Annotated in this window: 13 protein-coding genes; 6 read left to right on the forward strand and 7 right to left on the reverse strand. The window is 59.7% G+C overall.

Annotated elements, in window-relative coordinates; genetic code table 11:
• Positions 1-24 precede the first annotated feature (24 nt).
• Positions 25-897: a LysR family transcriptional regulator gene (locus ACIQUS_RS09150; protein ID WP_403045774.1), complete on the reverse strand. Its 873-nt coding sequence runs from the start codon at positions 895-897 to the stop codon at positions 25-27.
• 166 nt (positions 898-1,063) lie between these two features.
• Here ACIQUS_RS09150 and ACIQUS_RS09155 point away from each other — a divergent pair, with 166 nt between their 5' ends.
• Positions 1,064-2,044 carry an NAD(P)H-quinone oxidoreductase gene (locus tag ACIQUS_RS09155; RefSeq protein ID WP_403046113.1) on the forward strand — a complete coding sequence of 327 codons (981 nt, stop codon included), beginning with the start codon at positions 1,064-1,066 and terminating at the stop codon, positions 2,042-2,044.
• 105 nt (positions 2,045-2,149) lie between these two features.
• Here the strand turns inward: ACIQUS_RS09155 and ACIQUS_RS09160 are convergent, their stop codons facing one another.
• Both ACIQUS_RS09160 and ACIQUS_RS09165 read right to left on the reverse strand, forming a co-directional pair.
• Positions 2,150-2,860 carry a histidine phosphatase family protein gene (locus tag ACIQUS_RS09160; protein ID WP_403045776.1) on the reverse strand — a complete coding sequence of 237 codons (711 nt, stop codon included), beginning with the start codon at positions 2,858-2,860 and terminating at the stop codon, positions 2,150-2,152.
• Positions 2,861-3,482: 622 nt separating this feature from the next.
• Entirely contained in the window at positions 3,483-3,833 is a 351-nt protein-coding gene (locus tag ACIQUS_RS09165; RefSeq protein ID WP_403045778.1) for a hypothetical protein, read from the reverse strand.
• On the opposite strand from ACIQUS_RS09165, the gene ACIQUS_RS09170 reads away from it, so the two are divergent.
• The 3 genes from ACIQUS_RS09170 (at position 3,832) to ACIQUS_RS09180 (ending at position 10,528) form a co-directional block, all read left to right on the forward strand.
• Positions 3,832-8,382: an RHS repeat-associated core domain-containing protein gene (locus ACIQUS_RS09170; protein WP_403045780.1), complete on the forward strand. Its 4,551-nt coding sequence runs from the start codon at positions 3,832-3,834 to the stop codon at positions 8,380-8,382. The two genes, ACIQUS_RS09165 and ACIQUS_RS09170, sit on opposite strands and share 2 nt — an antisense overlap.
• Positions 8,383-8,415: 33 nt before the next feature.
• Positions 8,416-8,883 carry an Imm9 family immunity protein gene (gene imm9 / locus ACIQUS_RS09175; protein ID WP_403045783.1) on the forward strand — a complete coding sequence of 156 codons (468 nt, stop codon included), beginning with the start codon at positions 8,416-8,418 and terminating at the stop codon, positions 8,881-8,883.
• Between the two features lie 1,054 nt (positions 8,884-9,937).
• On the forward strand, positions 9,938-10,528 hold the full coding sequence (locus ACIQUS_RS09180; RefSeq protein WP_403045786.1) for a hypothetical protein: 591 nt from the start codon (positions 9,938-9,940) through the stop codon (positions 10,526-10,528).
• Positions 10,529-11,427: 899 nt separating this feature from the next.
• Here ACIQUS_RS09180 and ACIQUS_RS09185 read toward each other — a convergent pair.
• Together ACIQUS_RS09185 and hchA are read right to left on the reverse strand one after the other, a co-directional pair.
• Positions 11,428-12,147 carry a PA1136 family autoinducer-binding transcriptional regulator gene (locus ACIQUS_RS09185; protein WP_403045788.1) on the reverse strand — a complete coding sequence of 240 codons (720 nt, stop codon included), beginning with the start codon at positions 12,145-12,147 and terminating at the stop codon, positions 11,428-11,430.
• The gene (hchA, locus tag ACIQUS_RS09190) at positions 12,144-13,022 is read right to left on the reverse strand and encodes a glyoxalase III HchA (protein WP_403045791.1); all 879 of its coding nucleotides are present in this window, start codon (positions 13,020-13,022) and stop codon (positions 12,144-12,146) included. Before hchA ends, ACIQUS_RS09185 begins: the two co-directional genes overlap by 4 nt.
• 297 nt (positions 13,023-13,319) lie before the next feature.
• Here hchA and ACIQUS_RS09195 point away from each other — a divergent pair, with 297 nt between their 5' ends.
• A complete protein-coding gene (locus ACIQUS_RS09195) occupies positions 13,320-14,291 on the forward strand; it encodes a site-specific integrase (RefSeq protein WP_403045793.1) in 972 nt (323 codons plus the stop codon).
• Here the strand turns inward: ACIQUS_RS09195 and ACIQUS_RS09200 are convergent.
• Both ACIQUS_RS09200 and ACIQUS_RS09205 read right to left on the reverse strand, forming a co-directional pair.
• Complete coding sequence (locus ACIQUS_RS09200; protein ID WP_403045796.1) at positions 14,282-15,427, reverse strand: glycerate kinase; 1,146 nt, start codon at positions 15,425-15,427, stop codon at positions 14,282-14,284. The two genes, ACIQUS_RS09195 and ACIQUS_RS09200, sit on opposite strands and share 10 nt — an antisense overlap.
• A 224-nt stretch (positions 15,428-15,651) precedes the next feature.
• Positions 15,652-16,749: a sugar diacid recognition domain-containing protein gene (locus ACIQUS_RS09205; RefSeq protein WP_403045799.1), complete on the reverse strand. Its 1,098-nt coding sequence runs from the start codon at positions 16,747-16,749 to the stop codon at positions 15,652-15,654.
• 160 nt (positions 16,750-16,909) lie between these two features.
• Here ACIQUS_RS09205 and ACIQUS_RS09210 point away from each other — a divergent pair, with 160 nt between their 5' ends.
• A complete protein-coding gene (locus ACIQUS_RS09210) occupies positions 16,910-18,238 on the forward strand; it encodes an MFS transporter (RefSeq protein ID WP_403045802.1) in 1,329 nt (442 codons plus the stop codon).
• Positions 18,239-18,271 lie beyond the last annotated feature (33 nt).

The following is an 18,271-nucleotide window of genomic DNA, read 5'->3' on the forward strand; positions in this document are numbered from 1 at the left end:
TTGCGCACGCTCGGCAGGCCCGGGTTACAGCGGGCGCTGGAACGACGTCGCCAGGTGCTCGATCACCAGCCGCAACCGTGCGGTATGGCGCAGGTCCCGGTGGGTAACCATCCACACTTCATAGGGTTTGCTTCTTACCCGCGAAGGCCAGATACGCTCAAGGCCGTCGCGCAGCCCCATGTCCACCGGTATCTCGCCGATACCCAAGCCCTGGGCGATGGAACGGCGCACCATCATGCTGGAATTGACCGCGACCACCACCCGCGCCTGGTCGATCGGCTCGTCCACCAGCGTCGGGTTCGGCCGATCGCGCCAATAGGGTTCGTACATGACCAGGTCATGGCCGGCGAAGCCGTTGCCCGCTTCAGGCTGGCCATGCCGTTGCAGGTACTCGGTGGCGGCGAACAGCCCCATGGGCCAGTCCGCCAGTTTGCGCAGGATCAGGTCCGGATTGTCGGGGCGCTGGTTGCGGATGGCGATGTCGGTTTCGCGCCGGGACAGGTTGACGATCTCGGAGGTGCTGCCCAGAACGATGCTGATATCGGGGTGTTGCAGATGCAGCGTCTTCAACGCAGGGATCACGAAGTCGTAGGCCAGTGAGTCGGTCGTGGAGATGCGCACTTCACCGGCCATCTCATTGTCTGCCCCGCGGGTACGCCGGGTCAGCTCCAAGGCTGCCTGTTCCATTTTCTCGGCCATTTCGAAGGCCATTTCACCGACACCGGTCAGCTGGTAACCGCTTGGCGTGCGCAGGAACAAGGTCGACCCAAGGTCCGCCTCCATGGCGCTGATGCGCCGCCCCACCGTGGCCTGGTCCACCCGCAGCAGCCGTGCCGCGCGCCGCAATGTCAACTCCCGGCCGAGCGCCAGCAGCACCCGTGCATCATCCCAGTTCATCTGTGTTTTCCCGTGAAGAATCGTTGCAACAGTGCTTCGCAAAATCGCCGCACGACCGTGCCGCCAAGCGTGCGTACCCTTTTGTGCAAGCCAGCCAGTCGTGCTGGTACTCACTCATTTCCAGGATTATCTCATGAGCATCACCCGCACAAATCAAGCCGCACACATGACGGCCATTGAAATCACCGGGCCGGGCGGCCCGGACGTATTGCAGCCGAGCCAACGCCCTCTCCCGGGTCCCGGTCCACGCGAAGTACTGATCCGGGTTCACGCCGCCGGCGTCAACGGCCCGGACCTGCTCCAGCGCAAGGGCCTGTACGACCCGCCTGCCGGTGCCTCGGACATTCCCGGCCTTGAGCTCGCAGGCGTGGTCGTCGGCCTTGGCGCAGAAGTGCAGCGCTTCGCCCTGGGCGATCCGGTGATTGCCCTGGTGCCGGGCGGTGGTTACGCCGAATACGCGGTGGCGGACGAACGCACCACCATTCACCTGCCCGATGGCCTGTCGATGATCGAGGCGGCAGCATTGCCGGAGACCTTCATGACCGTCTGGGTCAACCTGTTCCAGCGCGGCGGGTTCAAGGCGGGCGAGTCGGTGCTGATCCATGGCGGCGCCTCCGGCATCGGCACCACCGCGACCCAGCTGGCCAAGGCCCTCGGTGCATCGAAGATCTTCACCACCGTGGCCAACGCACAGCAGCAGGCGGCGAGCCTGGCCCTGGGCGCCGACGTTGCCATCAACTACAACGACGCGGATTTCGTCGAACAGGTGATGGCCGGCACCGACAACCTCGGTGTCGACGTGATCGTCGACATCATCGCCGGTGACTATGTGGCGCGTAACTTCCAGGCGGCGGCCATGAACGGCAGGATCGTGCAGATCGGCGTGATCAAGGGGCCGGCCACCCAGGTCGACCTGTTTCCCATGCTGGTCAAGCGCCTGACCCACATCGGGTCGACCCTGCGCTCGCGCAGTGCCGACGACAAGGCCGGGATCATCGCCGAGCTGGAAGCGAAGGTGTGGCCCCATGTGCGCAGCGGCGCGGTCAAGCCGCTGATCTTCAAGACCTTCGAACTGAAGGACGCCGCACAGGCCCATGCGCTGATGGAATCCGGCCAGCACATTGGCAAAGTGGTGTTGACCGTTTGACGTTCCAGGTGACGCGGCGATCGACGCGGCGTCACCTGCCCGCACGACAACCCCGCGCAGGCGTGACCACCGTCAACAGCTTGAGCTCCGTGTAGTCTCGCAGGGTCAGGCCGCCGGCCCGTGTGGCTGGATTGCCCGGTACAAGCCCTCCATCACGGTGGCGTGGATGCCGGCCTTGTCGGGGTTGTAGGGGGTGAAGTTGAGTGTGCGGATAAAGCCGTCCTGCAACCGGCCGTTCCGGGTATCGATATCGAGGACGTTGAGACAGGCCGGGTCCTGCTCGAAGGCGCTGATCCCCGGCAGGCCGATGCCGGTGGCCCAGGCGAGGACCACGCGGTTGACGGCATCGTGGCTGACGATAAGCGCCGTCTCCCAACTGTCGTCCCTTGCCAGTTCATCCATCGCCGCCAGTACCCGCTCGCTGAAGTCGCTCCAGCGCTCGCCCCCAAGGAAGCTCGCCTCGGGCGCGGATGCCTTGCGATAGGCGTCGACCACCGTTTCACGCAGGGACAACGGCGGGATTTCGCGCAGGCGGCCGGCACGTATCTCGCGCAGTTGCGCCATCACCTGAACCGCTCGCTCACGGCCCGCCAGCAGTAGATCGAGGGTTTGCTGCGCACGTGGATAGTCGGATACCAGCACCCGGTCAAAACGGGTGCCTTGCAGCACCTGGCCAAGCGCCGTCGCCTGTTCGACGCCGCGCCGGGACAAACTCACCGAACGCGGGTCCAGCGGCCGGCCCTGGCCATCGAAATAATCGACATGGCCATGGCGCACCAAATAGCAACGACGTCGCCTCAAGTGTTCAGTGTTCATTGAGCAAGACCTTCGGCTGGTGATCGCCAGGCGTGCCCGGCAGCGGGTTGTGGAATGGAAAAGATGGACATCGTGGCCTCGAACTCTCAAGGGAATGGTCTTCCTGCCGTTGAGCAAGAGTTGAGCCAGCTTTTGACCTATTGCATTTAGTCCTTTGCTATCAAAGCGTTGGGCCTATTTTTCGACTTCGACAAGGCCGTTAGCGACATGCCCTCATTGCAGATTTGAAAGGCTCGTTTCAGCATGGAAAAAAGAACCTCGAGGCCTGGCCAGCCGCGCGGTGCAAAGCCATGCCGGCAGCTGGAACATCATGGGACCGGGGCCCTGTTTGCCAACCCGCTGAACGACGCCTCCATGGCCCTGGGCCCAGTCTCCTGGATCAGACTCAACATTAACTTACATTTACATGCTCGACGGGATGAGTTTCCGGAGGCATGGTTTCAGGGCCCTATAACTAATAGTAAGTTTTATCCCCCAACAAAATAAAAATAGTAAGAATGATCCTACAGACACTTCCCGCAACGCACGGCCTTGCGCTAAACATCTTGTATATCGAAGCAGGAAGTTACGTGCACTCAAGTAACTTCGAACAACCACACAGCCCATCAGTGCCAGGGCATAACTAGATATCCACTATTGACGTAACGGCGTGGATGTTCTCGCCGAAGTCGCTCAGTACAACATTCATCGAGACGATGAAGATCAGTTGCTGCGCGCCGAGCCATGCGTGCTCGGTACCGCAAACAAATACTTCTAAATTCAACGACAAGGATGTCAGCTCTTCTTTAGTGGGGGCAACCATTACATGGAATTTCGCAATCTTGGTATTGATGAGCAGTTGAACATGCTGCGCAACAAGCCGTTGAACGACGACATCCGCCATTGGCGCACGATCAAACACAAGCTCCGATTTGCCTGAACCACCGCCCTGTTTCAGGACCGAGTCTTCAATCCGCAAGGAGCTTTTGCCCATGGCACAACTTGTCCATGCCGCCCGGGAGGGCGATGCAATTCTTCATCCATCGCTCGCCGCCGAAATGATCAGCGCGGTTGCCGAAGCGGTGATCTATGCCGCAGCCACGGCCGCCGTTACCGCCGCCGTCGGCCTGGCGGTTGTCGGTACCGCCTTCACCGGTGGTGCCGCGGGCTTCGCCATCGCTGCGGTCGCGGGCGTGGCAGTGGGGGCCATGAGCACCCTTTCCGTCGGCGAAGACCAGACGATCGGCGGTGCCATTTCCAGCTTTTGCGACAGTCTGGGCAACAGTGTGGCCGCACCCGAGCCGTACGGAAAAATCGAGAGCGGGTCAGGCAATGTGTTCATCAACGACAAGCCTGCCGCGCGCGCGGCCGGCGTCAGTGGCCCACCCGGAGGAGGAGCGGCCGACGCCGAGCAAGCCGAGCCTTCCATCCTCGAGAACATTGGTTCCATGGCCATGGCCGCTGCGCCCTACCTGGTCCCGGTCCTGGGGCTGGGCATGGCGATACGCGATATCTTCAACCCACCGGTTACCACGCCGGCGGCCCCGGGTTCAGAACCCAAAGACGACGACAAGATCAGCTGCAGCCGTCACCCGCCCCTGCCTGACAACCATATCGCCCAGGGCTCGGACAAGGTGCTCATCAATGGCCAGCCCGCCGCCCGCTCGGGCGACAAGACCACCTGCGACGCCACGATCGACGTGAATGAGAACGTCTCGCCCAATGTGCGTATTGGCGGCGGGACGGTGACTGTGCGGGATATTCGCAATGGCAAGAGCAAGATTGCGATGTTCACGGGGATCATTGCGGGGATCCTCATCGCCCGTCGATTTGGGCGCAACAAAAGCTGCACGGTGGGCAACCCGGTTGCGGTCGCCACGGGAAGCAAGCTGCAAGACGGCCCGGAGGACACCGACTTCAATCTTCCAGGCCTGCTGGGGATTAACTGGGCGCGACGCTACGACAGCAAGGACCTGCGTACCGGCGGTCTGTTCGGCAAGGGCTGGAGTGTCCCGTATGAGGTGGAGATCGAGCGTGTTCCCCACCCGCAAGGCGGTGAGCTGTGGATCTACATCGACGAAGAAGGCAACCGCCTGGAACTGGGGCGTCTCAGTCCCGGTGATGCTTTCGTCAGTGCCATGGATGGCCTGGCCTTCTTTCAACTGGAGGACGGCCAGACTGTCGTCGAAGACCTTCATGAAGGCCGTTACCAGGTCTTTGATACCGACCCCGTCAACCCACAGCGTTCACGGCTGGTCCGGCTCGGCGATCGCAACCTCAATGTCCTTGACCTACTGTACGACGAGCAAGGTCGGCTGCAGGCCCTCTATGACAAGTACGGCCAGACGGTTGTCCTGCTTCACTATGACACCCGCCACCCAAACCGTGTCAGCACGGTCTCGCGGGTATTCCTGAAGAACGGCGATGTACCCGATATCGCGCGCAACGAGCTGCTGGTCAGCTACCGCTACACCGACAGCGGACAGTTGCATGAAGTACTGGACGCGACCGGTCAGCGGGTCCGTCGCTTTACCTACACCGCCGAGGGTTACCTCAACAGTCATCGACTGGCCAGCGGTGCTGTGCGCCAGTACCAATGGGCCCGTTTCGCCATGCCCACACAACGTCCCATGCCCAAACGCGGCGACGGCACGCCTTACCGCCTGCCGCCCCTGCTGGAACCGCAACCCGACCACGAATGGCGGGTGATCCGCCACTGGGGCAGCGACGGTGAAGAGTACCGGTTCGAGTACGACCTGGAAGGCGGCGAAACCCTCGTCACCGATAACCTCGGTCGCCAGAACCACTACTACTGGGGCCCGCTGTACGAGGTGTACAAACACATCGACCCGCTGGGCAACTGCTGGCAAGCGGAAATCATCGCCGGCCAGTTGATCAAACGCGTCGACCCACAAGGTGGTGAGTGGCGCTACAGCTATGACGCTATCGGCCGCCTGATCGAAACCCGCGATCCTCTGGGCCGCAGCGAACAGATCCAGTACCTGCGCCACTGGGCGTTGCCGGTGCAAGTCACCGACGGCGCCGGGCGCGTGCAGCGCTATGGCTACGACCGCCATGGCAACCTGCTCTGGCAACAAGACCCGCTGGGGCGCAGGACCCAGTACCAATACAACCCGGAAGGCAGGGTTACCTGCGTCACCGATGCCTTGGAGAAAAACAAATACCTCAGCTGGAACACCCAAGGTCAATTGCTCAGCTTCCGCGACTGCAGCAATGCCCAGACCCTGTACCACTACGATGCGCACGGTCGCCTGCGCGAAAGCGTCAATGCCCGTGGTGAGCACACCCACTGGCGCTATGACGCGCGCGGCTACCTGGTTGAAAGCGAGCGCCCCGATGGTCGCATCGACCGCTACGAGGTCGATGTCGCCGGGCAACTGACGCGCTACATCGACCCGGCAGAAAAGGCCCTGCAGTTTCGCTACGACCGGAGCGGTCGTTTGATTGAGCGCATCGATGCCATGGGTTACAGCGTGAAGTTCCGCTACGACGCCTATGGTCGACTGCTGCAACTCATCAATGAGAATGACGAAGCCTACCGCTTCGGTTGGGACAAGCTCGACCGGCTGATTGCGCAGCAGGATCTGGATGGCAGTGGTCGAGTTTACGAGTACAACGTGCTGGATGCGGTCACCCGCGTCGCCCATGTGCCCTCTCCAGACGAACAACCACCCCTGTCCGAACACGCCCCACCGACACGCACCACCGCAATCCGCCATGACTTTGAACGCGATGCCGTTGGCCGCCTCGTGTGCAAGCAGACCGAGGATGGCACCACCGACTACCGCTACGACGCCGCCGACAACCTGCTGGCCATTACCTTCACGGACAACCAGGGCAAGGAACAGCAACTTGATTACAGCTATGACGCCAACGGACAACTGCTCAGCGAAACCAACAGTGCCGGCCTGCTGCAGTATCGCTACGACGAACTGGGCAACCTGCAGACCCTGACCCTCCCCGATCAGCGCGAACTCAACCACCTGTACTACGGCAGCGGGCACCTGCACCAGATCAACTTGAACGGCCGGGTCATCAGCGATTTCGAGCGCGACGCGCTGCACGATGAAGTGCTGCGCACCCAAGGCAAGCTGGTCACCCGCACGCGCTACGACCAGAACGGCCGCCTGGGCAGCAAGGCCATTCACTACCGCGATGCTCCTACCGGAGTACTGCCGCTGCTGGAGAAAGCCTACCGCTACGACGCCGTCGACAACCTGATCGCCGAGGTGCTGACCCAGACCCAGCGTCGAGGAATGTCCAACGCCGCCAATGAGGACAGCGCCCACCTCGAACAGATCATCGGCCGCTTCCATGACCTGCCCCACACCGGCAGGAGCTACACGGGGAGCAATCGCTACGGCTACGACCCCAACGAACAACTGCAAACCACTCAGCAATCACGCCCCAACTGGCAGGCCACGCAAGTCGAAGACTTCAAGTACGACAAGGCCGGCAACCTGTTCGACGGGCCCAAGCTCGATGGCCTGATCAAGCACAACCGCGTGCTGGTCTATCAGGACAAGCGCTACCGTTATGACCGCTTCGGGCGCCTGTGCGAGAAGCGCATCGGCAGTAACTGGGTGCAATACTTCGAGTATGACGCCGAGCATCGGCTGGTGTGCGTGGAGCAGTACCGCAGTGGTGAACGCGAGCGGGTGGTGTTTGCTTACGACCCGTTGGGCAGGCGGATCAGTAAGGAGGTGTATCAGAAAGACTACCCGGAGCCGCGCCGCCGGGTGTTGTTTCACTGGCAGGGATTGCGCTTGTTGCAGGAGGTGCAGAGTGGTCTGGCCAGTTTGTATGTCTACACCACTCCCAACAGCTACGAACCGCTGGCGCGGATAGACGGCAAACCCGGTCAAGAAGACATCCACTATTTTCATACCAACCTGGCCGGGCTCCCCCAGCAGTTGACGGGCGTTGAAGGCAATACGCTCTGGCGCAGTGACTATCAGGGCTGGGGGAAGGCACGTGACGAGTGGCATAGCCAGCGCCAGGCTCGTGAGCAAAATCTGCGCTATCAGGGGCAGTATCTTGATCGCGAGACGGGGCTGCACTACAACACCTTTAGGTTTTATGATCCTAATATCGGTCGATTTACGCAACCAGACCCGATAGGGTTACTGGGCGGTATCAATCTGTTTGTATACTCGCCCAACCCTCTTTCTTGGATCGATCCTTGGGGATGGAATAAAAATAGCCACAGCGCTGTAGGCGACTGGGTACTATATGACGTGATAGATCCGGTAGGCGGCCACGCTAAGACGGGCATTGGCAAAGCAGAAGACGTCATGGCTAACGGAACAAATAGAAGAGCCCATACCAGTGCAAGAGCCGTGCGGAAAGACACTGCGTTTGAGAATGCACGTGCGGAAATTATCAGCAGCCACCCGAATATAACCAAGGGTGAAATGAAAGAAATTGAAGCAAAAAGAGTCCGAACCCTTAGAACCCAAGGACTTGCATTGCCACACAATAGAGAACGAGATCACCGATATCACCCCAAGCCGTGCCCATAAACATAAAAACCTCAACTACATTTAGAGAAGACCATGCTCGAGCCAATCAGATGCATTATTTCCAACGAATCACCAAACATAAACAACACAATAAACCTAACCGAAGCCACAAACACGCTAAATGAATACATATCAAAAAAACTTGAAAGGATAAATATTGAAGACCTAAACGGATGGAGTATTTTAATATCTGCAACCATTAGAAATACCGACAGCATCGGTATTTTCAAGCGAACAAAACGCTACCCTTCAGACAAAGAGTTTGAAGTCTCAATCTCTATTCCTGTGCCAACCCCAGAAGACGCGCCATATGGCTTACCTTCAAAAGACTCCGGCTATTACCTCCCCTTAGATCAAAATAAATTTCATATCATTTCACCACAATACTCAAAATACAAAAACCTTTACGAATACATCACAAAGAGCATAGAACTCTCGATAAACAAGGCCTTTGAACACGGACTAACATGCCATGGCCATAAAATTCGATTTAGTAAGTGAAGGAAAAACATTTTCCTCCGAGCCACCACTTCTAGAGCCCGCACTACGAAAATGGCATTGACTTCAGCCACATGCTCGACAAGCCGGTGCTGTTCACCATTTTAGACGGTGAACGCCCGGTACGTTACATGCACGGTCTGGTCAGCTACGTCAGCTAACTTCTACCCATATACACCTAACCCAACAACTTGGACTGACCCGCTTGGTTTAGACTGGAATTATGTGCTCACAGATAGCAACGGCCCGTACTATCATGGTCACGCATCCGACAAAGAAACCTTGAAAAACGTCGCCAAACGCCATAGCAGAAACCAGGGTATTGATGGATTCCGCTTCCAAGCTGGCAATACCATCAATCAGGTTACGCCAGTCACAAACAATTGATTTAATCCTTACAAACTGCACTAGATTTCCATATAGATCTTTAAAAAGCAAGAAACGAGCAGAGCTGGCGCAAATTCTGCAAACTAATACTCAGCTACCACCAATTACAATTGGCAGCAACCAAAAATTCATAAGCCTTCTAAAAGAACTAACCAGTTCATCAGCCGACGAAACCCCTACATCACTTTTAAAGCGACCAACCCAAAAAAATGGCTCGACATTCCGAAAGAACAAATTAGAGGCCTATTAGAAACACTCGGATACGCAGGAATTTTGCAGCCCCCACAACACCAAGGCTATAAATGCAAATTTACTCCCCCTTTTTCACACGCCGCAAGATCCTCGAAATCCGATTGGAGATACCCAGTCGTCTTCTGGAAAGGGGCCCTTGGAGTAAACTTCGAATCCATATCATTTTGGTTTTCTGACCACCCTGAGATTACTAACATTTTTGGTGAGAAACGACTCCCAGGGAATGGTATATATTCAAACAGTTGACAAAGGCAAAGTGAAAGGAATACCCCAGCGCGAGTGGGATAATGCCAATCGAACTATGAAACAAAACCCCAACTCTATTTTGACCACTGTTATCAAGGGAAAAATTGTTCAGACTGGAACGCTAAACACTACCAGCATGCCTACAGGCCAGGTCATCTTAAGGTAAGCACGTATGTCTAATCAGAACCCAACGATACTAATATTCATGACAAGAGTTGATGAAATCAGATTTTCTCAAGCCTTGTCCTCTCACTTTCCCCAGATAGCATTCATTGATATTGGAGACTGGGATACTAAAACTCCCCTCGTAAAGGAGACGCTGGCCGACTGCCACAACGACACCCCCCAACATTCCATATGGAACAAAGCAATACTGTCAACCGTTGAATACAGCAAAAATTTTATATTTCGCAACGAAAGCAAAAACTGTTATTTCGGAGCAACTGTCGGCCCTGGCCTCATCCAGTACATCCGATCAAGCAAGGCAGACTATGACGATGTTTGTCTTCGCAACGGAAGGCTGTCTTCATCGTACGATCCAAAATCCGATCCTCGCACCGACTCCTTCGTAAAAGAAACCTTCAAAATATTAAAAAAAGGAGCCAGAAGGGTATACTTAGTTAACCGTAAAACCGGAAAAACCGAAGAAAAACCCGAAATACATTTTTTTGCCTGGCCTGACGCAGCTGATGAATATAATGGCCATAACGGGAAATTCCTAACAAACAATTCTCTGGCTTATTTTATTGCAGCGCCACAATAGAAACTCGAAAAACACTTATTGCAAACCCTAGACTTTCCCGACAGGAAACTAGTTCCCGCCCAACGAAAACCCATCAAGATATTTTTAATAAATTCTGGCGAGACTACAATGGAATATGAAAAATTAAAATCAGTAATACACAAGCTAAAAATGAGTGAGCCGTACCGCGAACAGCCTTCCACTTTAAAGAAAAGCTCCCGTTCTTATTGGTCTCCTTATTTTTCGGACGGGGCCAACGATAGAGTGGGTAACGCCCCTCCCTCCAGACACAAAAAAGTGGATGCCCCGAATAATTTCTACTAATTTTTATACCATGAACGCACCCCAAAGTGGATTAGAGAGCCAAGCTGGCGATTTATTGCCGACACCCCCATGATATTCATTAGCCAAATAGAATTCCAAGATAACAGCATAATGAGAACACATTTATCAACCGGAGACGTGCTGTACATATTTTCAGGAAAAGAAATATGCGAGGATGACTGGGAGCTGAAAATAAAAATGGTCAAACAGGACAAAAGATCAATCGGAACATCCTATATTAACTAGCATTATAGGGGTACTCGGAAAACACTTCCCGCAGGACAAGCGCTACCGTTACGACCGCTTCGAGCGTTTCCGACTACCAGCCCGCTTCCTCTTGATGAGAGAATCACCAAATTTCATTAGACTCTGTACGAAACCCCGAGAACTCAAATCGCTGCCCCTTGGAAGCTGAGACTTTGTAGCGTGTCCGGCGGTCTACAGAACGTTCTGTGATGACAAAGCGTTGCGGACTCTCAGACGAGGCCGGGGATAGGGTCTCTGTTCGTAAGCACCCGCCCAACTCACCTTGTAATAGTAAGTTCCATGTCAGTGCGATAGCTGATCGTCAAGCTGAGCGTCGTTTACCAGCCGCCTCAGCCGTCCAGGTCTCCACTGCGCGTGGCGACCTGGATCGCCTGTGCGGTTGTTGCCACGCCCAGGCGACGACGGGCAGCGCGTAGATGATTCTCCACTGTGCGCTCCGACAACCCGAGGGTGGCGGCGATATCGGCCTGGCGTCGCCCGGCGGCGGTCCAGGCCAGTACTTCACGCTCACGCTCGGACAGCGTTCTGACGCCCTCGGTGCCAGGCGCTTCGAGTAACCGGCGAGCGGCGCAAAACGCGGCGGTGGCGACCATTGCCAACAGCACCCGGACCTCGGGGCTGCTGTCCACCTGATCACCGCCAAGACTCATGGCACCTTCGAGCCCCAGCGGACCGAATACCGGCACCTGCAAGCCGTGTGGCCCGTTGCCAAGTGGGCGACGGACCACACGGTAGCGGTCACCCTCCTCCCGCTGGGTCTTGGTCCAGAAGAACGGTTCGCGGGTTTCCAGGATATGGCGGGTGACCGGGCAACGGCGCACGTAGGTCTGGGCGTCGACCGTCAGGCCATCGCCAAACCAGTCACCTTCGACCCAGTACATGCGCTCGACCACTTCGTCCCGTGCCGATGAGGCCGAAAACAGCACGAAGCGATCGTAGCCAAAGGACCTGGCAAAGGTGCGAACGGCCTGCTGGAGTTGCGCCAGCGCGGTGGCGCGTTCGATCTCCAGCACCGCGCGCACGGCCGCCTCGGCCACCCCGCTTTTCACCTTGCCGCGACCTCGTCGAGCAACACGGCAGCAGCCAACTTGCCCAGGGCGTTACCCGCGTACGGGCTGTCGCCGGTCAACAGCTTGCGATCCTGGTGGGTGGCACCGGAGATGTCCTTGTTGATGATCTCGAAGCCCAGCGCCTGGAGCTGTTCACCGAACTTCCAGGTCAGGTGACCCGGCATGTAGCCGATGGCGGGCGTCTGGGCATCCAGGTCGTCGGGGAAGGCACAGATCTTGTAGCCCTTGTAGGGGTTGGCCGCTGCGGATTTGCCAACGCCCAGGGCGAGCAAGGCAGCCGGACCATGGCACAGGGAGATGACGAACTTGTCCCTGGCGGCGGCCCACTCCAGCACTTTTTGCACCTCGACACTTTCCGGCAGGCCGATCAGCGCACCATGCCCACCCGGAATGAAGACCCCGATGTAGTCGGAGTCGTCGCCCAGGGCGCTGTCGATCACTTCGGCGAGCTTTCTCGGCTGTTTGAACTGAGCGCGGTACTTGCCGTACAAGCCTTTGACTTCAGTGTCTTCGGACGGCATCGCCCAGAACTCGAACTTGACCGGGTTACCGGACACGGTCGCGACATCGAAGCCGAACCCGGCCTTGTCCAGGTGGTACATCGGCAGCAGCGTCTCCACGGGATGGTTGCCGGTCGAGAACATCGTGCCGTTATCAGTCAGCAGATAGCGCTCATCGGCGCCGATCACCAGCACCTTCCAGCGCCCGCCCTTGTAAGGATCGGGATAATCGGCACCACTGAGGTCGGACTTCGGCGAGGTAAACTGGCTGAGCGAATACGGTGAGGGAAAAAACGCATTGTCCTCGGCAGGATCCGGGGTCGGGCGTTTGTCGTCGGTTGCTGTGCTGGTCATGGCTGGCTCCGTGGTTCAGGGCTTGAGGGCTGGCACCGTTGCCATGCTAGGAGGCTGACATACCCGCAGCAATGAGGGTTTTCCCTCAATCGAACACGTTGATACCAGCGACCTAACCTCAACGTCAGAGTGACAGTCTAGTTCCGGCACGCGCCACGGCCGCGCTAACTGACCAGCAGCGCCAAACACTGGAACCTGATGCGCCGAGTGACGTCGCTTGTTACTCGCCGACGGTGTGAGCACAATGCAACGAACACACTATCCAGCAATGGCCCGGCAACCAGGGCCCCGTGAGCCATGACCCCACCCAACAGCATCGAACAGTACCTGCAGGCCGCCACCCGGGACAACACCCGGCGCAGTTATCAGGCGGCGGTCGAGCACTTCGAGGTCAGTTGGGGCGGCTTCCTGCCGGCCACCGCCGACAACGTGGCCCGCTACCTGGCCGATCACGCAGGCAGCCACTCGATCAACACCCTCAAACAGCGCCTGGCAGCGCTGGGGCAATGGCATGTCAGCCAGGGCTTTCCCGACCCGACCAAGGCGCCGGTGGTGCGCCAGGTGCTCAGGGGCATCCGCACCCTGCACCCGGCCGAACCGCGGCAGGCAGCGCCCTTGCAGATCCAGCACTTGCAACAGGCGGTAGCGGTACTGGACGCCGAGGCACACGCGGCACGACAGCAGCACGACCTGCCCGCCCTGCTAAGGGCCCGGCGTGATGCCGCCTTGCTGCTGATCGGTTTCTGGCGGGGGTTTCGCGGCGATGAACTGGCGCGCCTGCGGGTCGAGCATATCCAGGCCCAGGCCGGCATCGGCCTGTCGATCTACCTGCCGCGCAGCAAAGGCGACCGCCAGGCACTGGGCGTGCGCCATCAGGCCCCGGCGTTGAAAGTGCTGTGCCCGGTGCAGGCCTACCTGCAATGGATCGAAGTGGCCGGCATCGCCCACGGCCCGGTGTTCCGCAAGCTCGACCGCTGGGGCAACCTCGGTGAGGCTGCGCTCAACAGCAACAGCCTGATCGCCCTGTTGCGGCGCATCCTCGAACGTGGCGGCGTGCCCGCCGCCCTGTATACCGGCCATTCATTGCGCCGTGGCTTTGCCACCTGGGCCACCAGCAATGGCTGGGAACTCAAGGCGTTGATGAGCCATGTGGGCTGGAAGGATGCCAAGTCGGCGTTGCGGTATATCGATGCGTCGGCGTCCTTTGGCGAGCTGGCCCTGCTTGAAGGTACCAGCCTCGTTCCCCTGGAGCGCTTGATTCAGTCCTGAGTCTTCGACGCGCAGCGCCACAGACGGGCGATATCCCCGGCCCGTGCTTGCAGCAACGGCGCTGCCTGGGCGCAGGCCTGTTCCAGGCTCATCGGCCCACTGGTCAGTGCGAAGGCGGATTCGATGCCATGGGCATAGAGTTGCTCGTAGCCTTCCCCCAGGGTCCCGGCGATCACCACCACCGGCACGCCATGACGGCGGGCGATACGCGCCACGCCAAAGGGTGTCTTGCCACGCAGGGTCTGGGCATCGAAGCGCCCTTCCCCGGTGATCACCAGGTCGGCGCCCTGCACCGCTGCGTCCAGTCCGGCCAGCTCTGCCACCACCTCGATACCGGGGCGAAAGCTTGCCTGCATGAACGCCTTGGCGGCGAAGCCCATGCCACCGGCGGCGCCACAACCTGGCAGGTCACGCACGTCGGTACCTAGCAACCCGGCGCAGTGATCGGCAAAATGCCCCAATGCCTGGTCCAGCAAGCGCACCTGTTCCGGGCTGGCACCTTTTTGTGGGCCAAAGATCGCCGACGCGCCATTGCTGCCACACAGGGGGTTGTCGACGTCAGCCGCCACTTCCAGTTGCACCTCGGCCAGTCGTGGGTCCAGTGCACGGGCATCAATGCGTGCAAGCTGCGCCAGGGCCAGACCGCCCTCGGCCAGCGGTTGATCCTGCGCATCGAAGAGCTCCAGGCCCAGGGCACGCAGCATGCCGCTGCCGGCATCGTTGGTGGCACTGCCGCCAATGGCCAGGATGATCCGCTGCGCACCGGCGTCCAGCGCCGCGCCGATCAACTGCCCCGTGCCGTAGGTGCTGGTGCGGCAGGCGTCGCGTTGTGCCGGGGCCAGCAGTTGAATGCCGCTGGCCTGGGCCATCTCGATGATCGCGGTGCGGCTCTCGGCAAGCCAGCCCCAGCCAGCACCTACAGCCTCACCCAGCGGCCCGCGTACGTCGAGGGTACGCAGCTCGCCGGCGCAGGCGGCGATGATCGCGTCCATGGTGCCCTCGCCACCGTCGGCCATCGGACACTTGACCAATTGCGCCTGGGGCAGCACCTGGGCAAGCCCTGCGGCAATGGCGCTGGCGACCCCTTCGGCGCTGAGGCTGTCCTTGAACGAGTCAGGGGCAATGACGATTTTCATGGGAGTGCTCCTTGTGCTGATAGGCAGCATGCTGACAGTTGCAGCATGGGCGTTCTTCAGTCGGATGCACAAAGGTGCCGGCCTTTCGTTTGGTCAGCTGGCCAAATCGCCCCCGCAACCTGCGACTGCTGCGCAGTCGATCGCAGCCTCGTACCTCGGCAGCGGCTACAACGGGTGTAGCCGCTGCCGCCAGGCTGCGATCGGGCGCGCAGCGGCCGTAGATTTCACGACGCGGGTATCAGTTGCAAGCCCAGGTACAAGCTGAGCATCCCTTCAAGGCGCAAGGGATCGACCTCGCTCAGTTCGGCAATGCGCTCCAGCCGGTAGCGCAGGCTGTTACGGTGAATCCCCAGGGCATCGGCGCAGGCCTGGCTCTGGCCGTCGTGGGCACACCAGGCTCGCAGGGTGGCCAGCAACTGCCCGCTGCTGTCCTTGGCACGAATACGTTGCAAAGGCTCGAGCAACTCGTCCAGGGCGTCATCGTTGCGATGGCGCCAGAGCAAGGCCGGCAGGCGGTAGCGGGCCAGGGTCAGGACCTGCTCGGCAGGCAGCACCTCGCGGCCATAGGCCAGCAGATCACGCACGCGCCGGTAACCCCGGCGCAGTTGCTCAAGGCTTTGCGCCGCGGTGCCTGCGGCCAGGCGCTGAACCTGCCAGCCCTGGCGTTGCAGTTTCTCCAGCAGGCGGGGCTCATCCAGGGCGACGCTGGCCGGCCGGCACCACAGCAACGACTGGCGCGCCGGACTCACGCACCAACTGTCCGGGTACCGGCTCATCAACCAGCCGGCCAGGGTCTCGGCCGCAGGCCCGGCCTCCAGTTCGAACAGGCAGGGAATTCTCGCCAATTGCGGTTTGAGCCCCAGTTGCCGGGCTTCGTCGATCAACCTGGGCGAGTCGCCCGAACCACCCAGCAACAAGGCCAGCAGATCATCGCACCGTTGCTGGCGCCACTGCTGCTCGACCTGCAGGTGGCGCTGGGCCAGGAGCATCTCGGCGGTCATGCGCACCAGTTCGGCATAGGTGCGCAGCTGCTGCGGGTCGCCGGTCAGGCCCAGCACGCCGATCAGGCGCCCATCGAGCATCAACGGCAGGTTGACCCCGGGCTGCACGCCCTTGAGGCACTTGGCCGCCTCGACGTCCAGTTCGACGATCCGACCGTTGGCCAGTACCAGCTGGGCGCCTTCGTGGCGGGTGTTGATCCGCTCCGGCTCGCCGCTGCCCAGGATCAGGCCCTGGCTGTCCATGACGTTGACGTTGCAGGGCAGGATCGCCATCGCCCGATCGACGATATCTTGCGCCAGGTCATGGTCGAGTTCGAACATGGGAGGATCCTTGTTGTCGCAGTGATTGGTCCGGGGCACAGCAGGCCGCATGAAATGCTGTGCAAAAGCACAAAGACAGCCACGGTCCGCTCACCGAGACTCGTCGCAGCAACAGCCTCGATGCTGCTGCGGCGATAAACATAACAACAGAGAGAGAATCATGGCATACAGCCCTGCCCCTGACCAAGGCCAAGACGTCACCCGCAATGCGCTGTACCGGCGCGTTACGCTGCGGCTGATTCCGTTCATCTTCATCTGCTACCTGTTCAACTACCTGGACCGGGTCAACGTCGGCTTTGCCAAGTTGCAGATGCTCGATGCACTGAAATTCAGCGAAACCATCTACGGCCTCGGCGCCGGCATTTTCTTCATCGGCTACGTGCTGTGCGGCCTGCCCAGCAACCTGGCACTCAACCGCTTCGGCCCCAGGCGCTGGATCGCGCTGATGATGATCGCCTGGGGCACGCTGTCGACCTGCCTGTTGTTCGTCACCACGCCCATGGAGTTCTATGTGCTGCGCCTGTTCACCGGCGCTGCCGAAGCGAGCTTCTTCCCCGGCATCGTGCTGTACCTCTCGCGCTGGTTCCCGGCCACCCGCCGTGGCCGGATCATGGCCCTGTTCATGTCGGCGATCCCGGTCTCCGGGTTGCTGGGCGGGCCTTTCTCCGGCTGGATCCTCAACCACTTCGCCGCCGGTCAGCATGGCCTGGCCGGCTGGCAGTGGATGTTCCTGATCCAGGGCCTGCCGACTGTGCTGTTGGGCGTTCTCGCGGTGTTCCTGCTCAGTGACGGCTATGCCACGGCCAAATGGCTGAGCCCGGCCGAACGCAAGATCATCGAGACGGATCTTGCCGCCGACGCCGCCAGCAAGCCGGTGACCACCAGCGACAGCGTGCTGTCGGTGTTCACCAACCCGCTGATCTGGACCTTCGGTTTCGTCTACTTCTGCATCCAGAGTGGGGTCTATGCGATCAACTTCTGGCTGCCGTCGATCATCAAGAACCTGGGCTTCAGCGATGCCTTGCTGATCGGCTGGCTGAGCGCCATCCCCTACCTGCTGGCCGGTGTGTTCATGCTGCTGGTGGGCCGCTCGGCGGACCTGCGCAACGAACGCCGCTGGCACTTGGTGGTACCGATGCTGATGGGCGCCGCCGGCCTGCTGATCGCGGTCAACTTCGCCCACAGCCCGGCCATTGCCATTGTCGGCCTGAGCATCGCCACCATGGGCGCCCTCACCGGCCTGCCGATGTTCTGGCCGATGCCCACCGCCCTGCTCAGCGCCGGCACCGCCGTGGCGGGCCTGGCGATCATCAACTCGGTCGGGCAGATGGCCGGCTTCCTCAGCCCCTACCTGGTGGGTTTCATCAAGGACCAGACCGGCTCGACCGATGCGGCGCTGTATTCCCTGGCCGGGCTGATCGTGGTCGGTAGCCTGGTGGCGCTGCAGGTGTCACGCGCGCGTACGGCGGTATCGGTCGCCGCAAGCTGACAGCAGGCGCGCGCTTTCAATCCCGGGGCGAAC

The organism is Pseudomonas sp. NPDC090755, from assembly GCF_044769005.1.
Classification (GTDB): Bacteria; Pseudomonadota; Gammaproteobacteria; order Pseudomonadales; family Pseudomonadaceae; genus Aquipseudomonas.

Bases quoted from the DNA above. Each gene is read 5' to 3' on its own strand.
- ACIQUS_RS09205 (WP_403045799.1), bottom strand. From the start codon at position 16,749: ATGTTCGAACTCGACCATGACCTGGCGCAAGATATCGTCGATCGGGCG.
- ACIQUS_RS09200 (WP_403045796.1), bottom strand. From the start codon at position 15,427: ATGAAAATCGTCATTGCCCCTGACTCGTTCAAGGACAGCCTCAGCGCC.
- ACIQUS_RS09210 (WP_403045802.1), top strand. From the start codon at position 16,910: ATGGCATACAGCCCTGCCCCTGACCAAGGCCAAGACGTCACCCGCAAT.
- ACIQUS_RS09155 (WP_403046113.1), top strand. From the start codon at position 1,064: ATGACGGCCATTGAAATCACCGGGCCGGGCGGCCCGGACGTATTGCAG.
- ACIQUS_RS09165 (WP_403045778.1), bottom strand. From the start codon at position 3,833: ATGGGCAAAAGCTCCTTGCGGATTGAAGACTCGGTCCTGAAACAGGGC.
- ACIQUS_RS09195 (WP_403045793.1), top strand. From the start codon at position 13,320: ATGACCCCACCCAACAGCATCGAACAGTACCTGCAGGCCGCCACCCGG.
- ACIQUS_RS09170 (WP_403045780.1), top strand. From the start codon at position 3,832: ATGGCACAACTTGTCCATGCCGCCCGGGAGGGCGATGCAATTCTTCAT.
- ACIQUS_RS09150 (WP_403045774.1), bottom strand. From the start codon at position 897: ATGAACTGGGATGATGCACGGGTGCTGCTGGCGCTCGGCCGGGAGTTG.
- imm9 (WP_403045783.1), top strand. From the start codon at position 8,416: ATGCTCGAGCCAATCAGATGCATTATTTCCAACGAATCACCAAACATA.
- hchA (WP_403045791.1), bottom strand. From the start codon at position 13,022: ATGACCAGCACAGCAACCGACGACAAACGCCCGACCCCGGATCCTGCC.
- ACIQUS_RS09160 (WP_403045776.1), bottom strand. From the start codon at position 2,860: ATGAACACTGAACACTTGAGGCGACGTCGTTGCTATTTGGTGCGCCAT.
- ACIQUS_RS09180 (WP_403045786.1), top strand. From the start codon at position 9,938: ATGTCTAATCAGAACCCAACGATACTAATATTCATGACAAGAGTTGAT.